The sequence below is a fragment of the Rhizobium sp. 2YAF20 genome (assembly GCF_052114685.1).
Taxonomy (GTDB): domain Bacteria; phylum Pseudomonadota; class Alphaproteobacteria; order Rhizobiales; family Rhizobiaceae; genus Rhizobium.
Genome location: NZ_JBFRFF010000039.1, coordinates 51,671 through 60,720, shown reverse-complemented (window position 1 = coordinate 60,720; position 9,050 = coordinate 51,671). Strand labels below are relative to the sequence as shown.

At 53.5% G+C, this 9,050-nt stretch carries 15 protein-coding genes; 10 read left to right on the top strand and 5 right to left on the bottom strand.

Going from position 1 to position 9,050, the window contains the following annotated elements:
- Window positions 1–707, bottom strand: a 707-nt coding sequence (locus AB4Z52_RS29540) for a hypothetical protein (protein WP_442221441.1), incomplete at its 3' end; no start/stop codon positions are given.
- 124 nt (window positions 708–831) lie between these two features.
- Window positions 832–1,074 (bottom strand): hypothetical protein, encoded by a 243-nt coding sequence (locus tag AB4Z52_RS29535; RefSeq protein ID WP_442221440.1) that lies wholly within the window; start codon window positions 1,072–1,074, stop codon window positions 832–834.
- Window positions 1,075–1,896: 822 nt separating this feature from the next.
- Between AB4Z52_RS29535 and AB4Z52_RS29530 the strand changes: the two genes are divergently transcribed.
- The 6 genes from AB4Z52_RS29530 (at window position 1,897) to AB4Z52_RS29505 (ending at window position 4,364) form a co-directional block, all read left to right on the top strand.
- On the top strand, window positions 1,897–2,217 hold the full coding sequence (locus AB4Z52_RS29530; protein WP_442221439.1) for a hypothetical protein: 321 nt from the start codon (window positions 1,897–1,899) through the stop codon (window positions 2,215–2,217).
- Window positions 2,210–2,401: a hypothetical protein gene (locus tag AB4Z52_RS29525; RefSeq protein WP_442221438.1), complete on the top strand. Its 192-nt coding sequence runs from the start codon at window positions 2,210–2,212 to the stop codon at window positions 2,399–2,401. Before AB4Z52_RS29530 ends, AB4Z52_RS29525 begins: the two co-directional genes overlap by 8 nt.
- Window positions 2,394–2,669: a DUF7706 family protein gene (locus AB4Z52_RS29520; protein WP_442221437.1), complete on the top strand. Its 276-nt coding sequence runs from the start codon at window positions 2,394–2,396 to the stop codon at window positions 2,667–2,669. The genes AB4Z52_RS29525 and AB4Z52_RS29520 overlap by 8 nt, the downstream gene beginning before the upstream one ends.
- A 141-nt stretch (window positions 2,670–2,810) precedes the next feature.
- Window positions 2,811–3,572 carry an Abi-alpha family protein gene (locus AB4Z52_RS29515; RefSeq protein WP_442221436.1) on the top strand — a complete coding sequence of 254 codons (762 nt, stop codon included), beginning with the start codon at window positions 2,811–2,813 and terminating at the stop codon, window positions 3,570–3,572.
- Window positions 3,573–3,586: 14 nt separating this feature from the next.
- Window positions 3,587–3,784 (top strand): hypothetical protein, encoded by a 198-nt coding sequence (locus AB4Z52_RS29510; protein WP_442221435.1) that lies wholly within the window; start codon window positions 3,587–3,589, stop codon window positions 3,782–3,784.
- Between the two features lie 76 nt (window positions 3,785–3,860).
- Window positions 3,861–4,364, top strand: a complete 504-nt coding sequence (locus tag AB4Z52_RS29505; RefSeq protein WP_442221434.1) for a hypothetical protein — start codon at window positions 3,861–3,863, stop codon at window positions 4,362–4,364.
- 81 nt (window positions 4,365–4,445) lie between these two features.
- Here the strand turns inward: AB4Z52_RS29505 and AB4Z52_RS29500 are convergent, their stop codons facing one another.
- The 3 genes from AB4Z52_RS29500 to AB4Z52_RS29490 form a co-directional block, all read right to left on the bottom strand.
- A complete protein-coding gene (locus AB4Z52_RS29500) occupies window positions 4,446–5,063 on the bottom strand; it encodes an abortive infection system antitoxin AbiGi family protein (protein WP_442221444.1) in 618 nt (205 codons plus the stop codon).
- Between the two features lie 113 nt (window positions 5,064–5,176).
- Window positions 5,177–6,001: a hypothetical protein gene (locus AB4Z52_RS29495; RefSeq protein ID WP_442221433.1), complete on the bottom strand. Its 825-nt coding sequence runs from the start codon at window positions 5,999–6,001 to the stop codon at window positions 5,177–5,179.
- A gap of 10 nt (window positions 6,002–6,011) precedes the next feature.
- Window positions 6,012–6,332 (bottom strand): hypothetical protein, encoded by a 321-nt coding sequence (locus AB4Z52_RS29490; protein WP_442221432.1) that lies wholly within the window; start codon window positions 6,330–6,332, stop codon window positions 6,012–6,014.
- A 189-nt stretch (window positions 6,333–6,521) separates the two neighbouring features.
- Here AB4Z52_RS29490 and AB4Z52_RS29485 point away from each other — a divergent pair, with 189 nt between their 5' ends.
- The 4 genes from AB4Z52_RS29485 to AB4Z52_RS29470 all read left to right on the top strand — a co-directional run bounded on the left by AB4Z52_RS29485 (window position 6,522) and on the right by AB4Z52_RS29470 (window position 8,994).
- Entirely contained in the window at window positions 6,522–7,226 is a 705-nt protein-coding gene (locus tag AB4Z52_RS29485; RefSeq protein WP_442221431.1) for a hypothetical protein, read from the top strand.
- Window positions 7,227–7,495: 269 nt separating this feature from the next.
- Window positions 7,496–7,807: a hypothetical protein gene (locus tag AB4Z52_RS29480; RefSeq protein WP_442221430.1), complete on the top strand. Its 312-nt coding sequence runs from the start codon at window positions 7,496–7,498 to the stop codon at window positions 7,805–7,807.
- A 43-nt stretch (window positions 7,808–7,850) separates the two neighbouring features.
- Entirely contained in the window at window positions 7,851–8,534 is a 684-nt protein-coding gene (locus AB4Z52_RS29475) for a hypothetical protein (protein WP_442221429.1), read from the top strand.
- Entirely contained in the window at window positions 8,509–8,994 is a 486-nt protein-coding gene (locus AB4Z52_RS29470) for a hypothetical protein (protein WP_442221428.1), read from the top strand. The genes AB4Z52_RS29475 and AB4Z52_RS29470 overlap by 26 nt, the downstream gene beginning before the upstream one ends.
- Window positions 8,995–9,050: the final 56 nt, after the last annotated feature.

Genomic DNA, 9,050 nt, shown 5'->3' with positions numbered 1-9,050 from the left:
CGACTGGGTTTATTGAGCCTTTTGACCTCGCCAAGGTTCAGGTCTCTTATTGATCGTTCGAAACCGTCGTAGTCCTCGCCTACGCACTGCAGTGGTGGAGAGTCGGTGTCCACTGCCATCGCGCCTGGAAACTCCAAAACGCAGTTCGCAGATAAAAGACCCTGGAACTGTCTGTAGAACAGATTGAACTTGAAACCGTTGGGTCGCTTAAACACGATTATCCCAGGGTGCGGTTTGGCATCGTCAATCCGCGTAGTACCTCCCTCTTCAGCGCTCCAACCTTTCGTACGCGCAGCCGCGATCATATCCTGCGGACTATCACCGCTAGCCAGGCACAGTTGAACCGCGTCATCAAGCGGGCACCTTGCGTTCGCGGTCGCCGGAAGAAAGGCAATCAGACCGGTCACGGCGGCAACAAGCATGCGGGAACGCAACATCCAGATGAACGGACCGCAAGACGCACATTTGATGTTACCAGGTAAATTTGGAATGCCGCCAATCCTACTCCTGACAGTGGGAGCGTCAGTCGGTGGGTAGAGCCGATAACGCAACAGGCCTGGTCTTCGAAAAGAGGAGAGCAGTCCGTCGGCGTCCAAACCTTCAGGAGGCGAGCGGTGTTCCTGTTTGCCAGCGACGGATTCGAAACCCGGTACGTCGATAGCCCGGGATTTAGTCAACCGAGAGATGATGGCCTTTAGCTTCGACATCGATGAGATTACCCGCTCTTGGATAGCGTCAATGCAACTACATGAGTAACTTATCAGAGTTGCGCAAGCTAAAATGCGCTCATTGCGCGAGCTTAACTCGACATACACATTTGATGGCTTAGCTTCAGTTAGTCAGATAGCCTGGAAGGGCCGAATCGAGTAACCGGTCGTCTTCTGATCTGGCAGCTTGAGCCGCGCTCGCCTTCTTCTTCTGCGCTGCAGCCGCCCTCTTGTCTCGATCAGTCTTCTGCGCGTCGTTAACTTCCGCATGGAAGTCAGGAGAGAAGTGGCCATAAACCGCCTTGATCACCTCTTCCGTCGTCGATAGGTAACTTGCAATGATGTCGAGGGGGACGCGCTTCTCCATCAACCAACTTGCGCACGTAGCAGGACAGAAGAAGGGGCAAGGCCCCGCACCTGCCCTGCTCGGGACTAGGCCAGCGCCAATGAGCATTTCTTTTGTTCTCTTTTTATCCCATCTGAAATGGATGGTTTCATGGTTAATGTATGCGAATGCATATGGCCGAAAAGGTAAAGAGTTGTTTTTCTTGAGTTTCAGCAAATAGAGATGTCAACACTTGTGCAAAACGAGCAACAAGTGTTGACATTTCTTGTTTTCAAAAGGTTTTTCGGCAAAATTACTTCTGAGAAAGCGCTTGCAATACTTAAAAACTGACGCCATGTTTGTCCTGCAAGCGCACAACGAAGCCCGGTCGGCGTTGTGTGGCACAAGACCGGGAACCGCTCATTACCTGCATGGCGGCTAATGGACGGAAAGAGGATTACCCGGCCCTTCGGGGTCGGGGATTCCCGATAAACCGCTGAATAAGCGGCTCTGAAAATGATTTGCGACATTTCGTTGCCGCGAATTGCTTGACCGCCGTATAGGTGGCTCGAATAGCTCCCGGTCTTCCGGGAGTCGAAAACTGTGAAAATATATTTTGCGGTTGAATAGCACCCGGTTCGCCGGGTGTCCCCCCGCCGAATAGGCGGACGTCGCGCCGGTCCAAACGGCTCGTGGATTGAAACATTATCGTCTTTCATCGTCCATGACGATCCCCTCCCTGCATTCGCAGGCTTTCGGAGGGCGCTAAATCGCGCCCTTCGTTCTCACCTTATAATCTCCAATCGCAAAAGCTGCCGTGCCGCAGGTCGGCGGAGCTTTGCTCAAAATTAGAAAGGAACTTCAATGTTTGACCAGATTGCGCGAAAGGTCGAGGAAATCGCGACCGGCACACCACCCGAATGCATCAAAGGATCAACAACCGTCCGGGTTGCGGTAGGGTTGATCTTCGGGAAGTGCCTGACCAATAGCGAATTCTCTGACCGTCAGGCATGGGAAATGCTGGATGAGGTCCAGAAAGAGGCAGTTATCCACCATCGGCCAAAGTCCAAGTACGCGAAATGGTTCGCGAAGGAAAAGGCCGAAGAGGAACGCATTCTCGAAGAATTGCGTAAAGAGGGCCGCCTTACGTTCGTATTTTCCGATGGCATAGTTTCCAATGGTTGAGATCGAAGCGGATTTTGCGGAACTCCTCGCTCGTCGGAGAACTGCCCGATTGGCGCAGTTGGCGAAAGGTCAACCAGAAGAGTTTTGGGAGACCCTTGGTGCGAAGCTCGACAACTCCAGTGATGACACGATCACTATGGACGACTTCATGGAAGCTCTGCACCAAGGGGATTGTAATGAATAAGATCGCCATCGAACTCGATGACACGCAGGCCGAGGCTTTGGCTCAGTTCTGCAAACGCTCCTTCATCGACCGGGTGCGCCCATTTTCGGAAGATGAAGAAGATGCATGGCGGATGGTCTACGCAATACAGGAATTTGCGTGCAGCGCTCGCAAAAGCGGGGTGGGCTCCGCGTTGAACGCCAGCAACTTAAATCGGCGTCAGCAGATAGGCACAAAGCTTGATGCGTTGCATCTCTGGAAGCGGCTCCGAGTCTCTCATCGCCTATGACCATCGAGAGCGCCCGCGTGGCGCTCTTTCTTTTGCGGACGCTTGTCCCGACTGGCGATTTGCTCTTATCTATCGCTACAGGTGACGAGGCTTCCATCAACGCTGGGGGCATTCCTTGAAGCCCAAACAACAGAGACAGAAATGAGCATCGATCCGAATACGGCCGTTGCCGCAGTGGAAGTTGCGGGCAAGGTCGCTCCGAAAACGTTCCAAGAGGTCGACAAGTTCGGCGCGGATGTTGTCAAAACGATCAGGTTGCTGCTCGCGCCCTTTCAGCTCACTGCTGCCTGGCAGGACCGTCTTGCAGCGTATATTGCGAAGGCCATCCGACAGGTGCCAGAGCCGCAGAGGATACCTCCTGTCGAATCCGTCGCGCTTCCTATAGTCGAGAAGCTCCGGTTTCAGAACGAGGAAGACCCGATCACGGACCTCTACGTCAACCTTCTCTCCCGGGCCATGGACGGCCACCGGGTAGGAGAAGCGCACCCGGCTTTTTTCACTGTGATAACGCAGCTTGCTCCGGACGAGCTTCTCTTCCTCAACGATGTGGCGACTCGCTACGAGTCCATCATCATGGCCCCGTCAGGAGAAACAGTTTATCCCGACCCTGCGCAACGGGAGCAGCGGCTTGTTGAGCTAGAATTTCCTACGCCGCTCTTCGCGAAGGTTCGGGAGTTGATGTTCGGCTACGAAAAACTGAATCAGCCTGAGATGTTTCCTGTTTACCTGGAGCATCTGCAGCATCTGGGCTTGATTGAGTATGCGAATAGAATTGTTGACGAACTGCGTGAGATAAAGGACCCAGTCGACGGTCTGAGGCTGTTTTCCATTCGGCCAACTCACTTCGGCCAGCTTTTCCTAAAGGCATGCACCAAAAGCGGTTCGGACGATGAAGGGGTATAGGACAGGAGGCCCCCATGGCGTTGATTACGAAGCCGATTGCGAATGCCCGCGAAAAGCTGGCGAACATGGGCAAGGAAGAGCGTCGGAAGGCGTTTGCTGCCGGTGTGCCGGTGGTTTACTCGATGACGCCTGACGGCATGATTACAACGGAATATCCGAATGGCGAAAAAGTATATTCTGCCCCACAAATCCGGAAGTTGCCACGGAAGTAAGCTCGCGATCTGGTCGGATCAGTAAGGAAGAGCGGAATCGAGAGAATTTACTGATCGGGTGATTGGACCATGAAAGATGGACCCGGCTTCATCTTCATCACCTACGACCATCGAGTGCGCCAACGTCGCAAGGACAGTATTAGATATGAAAGCATTCCTGAAAGTCATTGCGACGTTGGCGGTGCTCGGCGTCATGCTGGTTGGCGTCGGCCTCTACCTTGTGATCTATCAAGCCTCTTCGAAAACGACGTTGATCTGCGACGGCAAATGGGACGAAGCCTCTGGCGCGATAGCTGGTGGGGCTGAAACGGTGTTCGCTGTGATACAAGAATACCGGCCATGGATCATTTGGTTGAACGGCGGCAATAGCGAGGGCGACCTCCACGCCGAAAGCCATCAATCGAGCATGTTGTTCTATGCCGGGTATCTGCGCCGAATCTCCGACGAGCCCATGACTTTGTTTCGGTTTCAAGACACAAAGGACGGCGAGATGACAGCAGCTTATCGAGGGTCTTTCAAAGAGTTGACGGTGAAATTCGCTCCGAAACTCGTCTTCACAGGAACATGCAGGCCGAGTTGAAGCAGGCCAGCCGCGTCGATGGACCCGTTCAGCCGAACCCGGGTGTCATCATCGACAGCGGATCATATCTCCATTCGTCCGTCACGTCTGAGCTTCATCGAACGCGGCTTTAACCTTTGCAGCATCCCAATAGGGATCGATGAAGGGGCATCTGTAGTTTGGCCCCAGATTTTCGGCTTCGGCGTCGTTGAAAAAGCCGCGAGCCTGGGAATGCAGGTTTTCTGGGATAATAAGGAACGCTGCGTCGGTCTCTTTGAAATCGAGCTTGCCGACGTGCCGCCACTCCCTTTCCCACTCATAAAAATAGGGCTTCTTCCCATACTGGCCAGGCTGATCAACAAACGGCGCTATTTTCCAGATCGGATCGTTCTGGTCGGCTTTTGCATTTGAAGCCATTGTTAGAAGCGCCTTTGCACGCGGCGTGTCCTTGTAGGCATACATAATAGGACCTCCGTCGCGCTCAACAATGAATTCTTTCCGAAACCCTATTCCATAACAACCCCGCTTGTCCGCCAGCCTAGCTAAGTTGTGCAGCGGTATTTCGCTAAAGCAGATCGATAGGGGTGCAGCCGCATACTTCGTCCCTGTGCCAAACCGACTTCGGGCCTCGATCCTCCGACCAGACAGGATGGAAAGGGAGTTGTCGTATGCTTTCCGCTTTCCCTCAGCCTTCGTGAAATGGACGACATATGGCGACATATCGGCCAATTCTCATCCACACTACCTACAATTTTCACCATCTCAGTTCCTTCACCTGCACCAGCGCCTCGGTGCCCCACGGTGTCATCGCGGAGGAGTGAGACTTCTTTTGATCAGAGCTTTGATGTCAGCCCAACCGGCAATGATTTTGCGAATAGTCCAAGGCTGTCGAGCATGTTTTCGACCATGGTCGGCAAAGCGTCGATGGCCTCATCTCTTATGTAATAAACCCAGGGACGCCCATTTGTCGTCGAGCAGGTGAAAAATAGTTCCCACCCCTTCTTCTCAATCTCCTTTTCAAAAATCGTCCGCCGTTCAATGGTCCATTCGAATCCTCCGTGGAACATGAAATTTCGGTAGGTGAACATCGCTTCGAACCAAGTCATAAAATCCTGCGACAGGAACCTGTCGAGGCCGCACGCTGCAGCAAGTTGAGCCAGCCCTGAAATGATGTTGTTCTTCGCTTGCTTCTTGCTGTCGAAATAGAATTGGCAATTCCAACGAGATTCATGGCCCTCTGCTCGCTTCCAGCGTTTGTGATCGCCGGGATGAATGTTCTTTCGATCATACATGCCGCCAAGCGCGGCGAGAGACTGGCCGAGCGTGCTTTCGACCAGCGGGGCAATCATTCCGATTGCAGCCATGCTCTCGGCCGCGTCGTGATAAACGGACTCGTGGAGCATATCCACATGCTGATCTACCCAATGATTGTGATGAGGCCCATCGTAAGCCCTGACCTCGGCCGCATCATCTTCGATAGCCTTCGAAAAGGCTTCGCCCTCCCGACGATTTCTGGAAATCATCAATCGAACAGCAAGTAATTGCGACTGCCAGTCGATGGTGTGAACGAGCGTGTAGAGGTAGTCCCGATCATCTAGGAAGTTATCGAAATACCCAGGCGTGAAGCCCTCGAATGCGCTTTCTTCTAAGGAATTCACCACCGCCCCGTCAGCCTAGCAGCGCTATCACGTAACCGGCAGTGAACCATGCGAGGACCGGAGCGGCGAAAGCCGCCCATGCATACGCGTGCGGGCTTCCTTCGGCCCGTCCAGTGGCAACGCGGGTTACACCGGCCGCAAGGGCTGTAAGAATCAAGCCGATGATGATCGAAACAACGAACATGCCGACGATAGCAACCACAGCGTATTCCCACATGGGAAGAGCTGCGGGCGTGTCCTTGGCCCTCCAGCCGTAATAGATGAGGCCTGCAAACCAGCCTGCGACAAGCATTTTAGAGGCCTTGGACTGAATGCTATCGATGCTGATCACGGCGGGTGGTCCTTGAATTGAGGGCAATTGCGAGGAGGTTGCATCAAGCCTTCTCGATTTGCTAGCGCTTACCTCATAATAATCACCGGCCCCTGGCCGCATTGACGGCGCTCGATCTGGCAGGATCAGTAAATTATCTCGATTCCGCTCTTCACTACTGATCGTCCTGTATCGAGCTTGGCGGAGTACTTGACCGTCTATATCGAACAACGGATAGGACGGGTCAACGCATACAGTAGCGAGCAGTCAGTGACCTCCTCAAAATCCAAAGCAATTCAAGACGATCCCCAAAGTCCTAATGTTCCAAAGCGACCCGGCCCTGGCCCAGTTGGGGTGATCCTATGCTTGATCGGCCTCGCTGTAGTCGGCTTCGGCCTCTACAAAGCCCACGAAGGAGCTTTGGCACAGCAGGTTGTTGATGAGAAGCATAGGCAAGAGCAGCGAGCCGCAAGTGAGCATGATGAGCATTTGAGGCTAGTGCAGATTGCTGAAGAGAAGGCGGTCTTAGTCCGGAACGCGGATCGCGACACACTCCGGAAAGCCGTTGTCTCTTGTCAGAATCAGATTTCCGACTTGCTTGGAAAAAGCCCGTTCGGTCTCAGCTTCCCGCATTATGCCCCGACTAAGCTCCGGGAATTTGCTGGCATTGGAGCCGCGATGAGAACTCCTCTCGGATTTCCTAGCGCAGCGCTTGATGACTATAGCTTCGATCAAATCGACTGGAATTTGAACCTGATCACTCAAAAGACCTATCCGAGCACCTCGATCACCTTTGCAGTTGAAGGAGCCCGAGACGGCTTCAAGGTCCGGCAGTATGCGGCGGTCTATAGGTGCGAGATGGATGGCCTCGATGTCGGCAAGCCGAGGCAAACCGAAAATTACAATCTCGATTGAGCAGCCGGTGGCCATATGAGTTTCTCGGAAACTACGCTAGAGCCCTGAGGTAGGGGCAAACTGGTCTTCGCAATCGCCCGCAATGGAGAATTGAATGCGAGTCTGTCGGCCTGTCGCCTTTCTTTCCGTCGTTTCCGTCGTTTCCGTTCTCAGCTACGAGTGCTCCAACTCCGGCGAGCGCGTATGCTAATGATGGCCCGACAACCTATTGCGCTGGCACAACGATAAAAGACCCATCGTTCTGCAAGCACTTCGTCGAGGGCTTCATCTTGACTCTTCAGGCTATGAACGAGCGTTACGGGGAAAAAGACTTGGACTCGACGTTAACAGATGGCGTCTCGCTCAATTTGAACCTGTCGGATTCTCGGGCTGCTGCCGTCATGAGGGCCATGTGGCACTACCGCAATCAGGTTGCGGCTCATGACTCATATGATTTCCGCGCACCTTATATCAACTGCAAGCTAGCGCCCGGATTTGATCTGCCAAAGACGAAGGTAGAACGGAAGAAGTGCGTCATCTCTGCCCACATGTTTGATAAACCAGACGAGTGGGAAAAGGATTCGAACGAACAGCCTGAATAGGTGCCCAAGGGCCTCAATTCGCCGCCAGGGGAAGGGATAATTCATGACAGATGAATCTAATCTCGTGGCTGAGGCGCGGGCACGGGTGGATTTGATACGGGAGAACTTGCCCCGGTCTATTGATGTCGCAGCCCTTGGGGTGAAGTCTAAAGCCCCGTATCAATTGCTCACCACAAGAGAAGCAGTGATTTGGCGAACTGAGGAACTCGCCCGCAACGCTTGCGAGGCTTTGGAACGTGATGATTTCGCCGCTGCTGCGATCATGACACGCGCCGTTACCGAAAATGCGGCAATGACCTGGAGCCTCATGGAGTTACTAGAGAACCGCAGCAAATACGATCCCGAGAGACTAAACGAATTACTGATGCAAATGCTGGCAGGTTCACGGCTATGGCCGGAATCGCCCAAGCCCGTCCACGTCAACGATCTGCTAAGGAGCATCGACAAAAAGATGCCGGGCGTCATGGCAAGTTACGACAGGTTGAGCGAGTTCGCGCACCCCAACTGGTCGGGAGTAGCGGGGCTGTATTCCAAGATCGACAAAGAAAACTTCATCACTTATTTCGGTCGCGGCCTGCGTGATACCGGCGGCTCGCGGGATATGATTGCAAATGCTTTACTGGGTTCGCTCGGAACGTTTGAATATGCCTATAATCGTATAACGGACTTGATGTTTGCATTCATTGGCGAGCTAGAAAGTCTTGAGTCTGACAAAGGCGAGGGATAGACGAAGTGAACCTTTTTATGATGCGGTGGAAAATGAGATTCTAACATTCCTCGTAAAGGGCGGCGTTCGGTTCGTTGTGATCGGCGGGGCGGCGGCGCAGTATCACGGCGTCGAGCGGCCCCGTGATGACCTTGATGTCCTGCTGGAACCATCAGCACACAACGCGGCGCTGTTCGTCGCGGCTTTGCAAGACAGATTCCCCACTCTTGCTGCTAACGTCGAACGGATCGCCAGACCGGCACTTCAGATGCGTCTCTACGCTATTGACGTCTTAACTTCTGCGGCCGGGCTTGAAACAAGCCAAGCAATCGACGAGGCCTTGCTTGTATGTTGTGAGGGGGAAACGGTGCCGGTGCTGTCGAAGGCGCACTTTATCGCCTCGAAGCAAGCAAGAGGCGAATTGAAGGATTATTCTGACCTGGCCGCACTCGATCAAACTCCCGATTTTGATGACCGATAAGGCCGATCAATCATTACCAGCTGACGGCAATGTTGACATTCCAGCGCGAACCATCT

Excerpts from the sequence above, each read along its gene's own strand:
- AB4Z52_RS29535 (WP_442221440.1), bottom strand. The coding sequence starts at position 1,074 with ATGGAGAAGCGCGTCCCCCTCGACATCATTGCAAGTTACCTATCGACG.
- AB4Z52_RS29530 (WP_442221439.1), top strand. The coding sequence starts at position 1,897 with ATGTTTGACCAGATTGCGCGAAAGGTCGAGGAAATCGCGACCGGCACA.
- AB4Z52_RS29525 (WP_442221438.1), top strand. The coding sequence starts at position 2,210 with ATGGTTGAGATCGAAGCGGATTTTGCGGAACTCCTCGCTCGTCGGAGA.
- AB4Z52_RS29520 (WP_442221437.1), top strand. The coding sequence starts at position 2,394 with ATGAATAAGATCGCCATCGAACTCGATGACACGCAGGCCGAGGCTTTG.
- AB4Z52_RS29515 (WP_442221436.1), top strand. The coding sequence starts at position 2,811 with ATGAGCATCGATCCGAATACGGCCGTTGCCGCAGTGGAAGTTGCGGGC.
- AB4Z52_RS29510 (WP_442221435.1), top strand. The coding sequence starts at position 3,587 with ATGGCGTTGATTACGAAGCCGATTGCGAATGCCCGCGAAAAGCTGGCG.
- AB4Z52_RS29505 (WP_442221434.1), top strand. The coding sequence starts at position 3,861 with ATGGACCCGGCTTCATCTTCATCACCTACGACCATCGAGTGCGCCAAC.
- AB4Z52_RS29500 (WP_442221444.1), bottom strand. The coding sequence starts at position 5,063 with ATGTCGCCATATGTCGTCCATTTCACGAAGGCTGAGGGAAAGCGGAAA.
- AB4Z52_RS29475 (WP_442221429.1), top strand. The coding sequence starts at position 7,851 with ATGACAGATGAATCTAATCTCGTGGCTGAGGCGCGGGCACGGGTGGAT.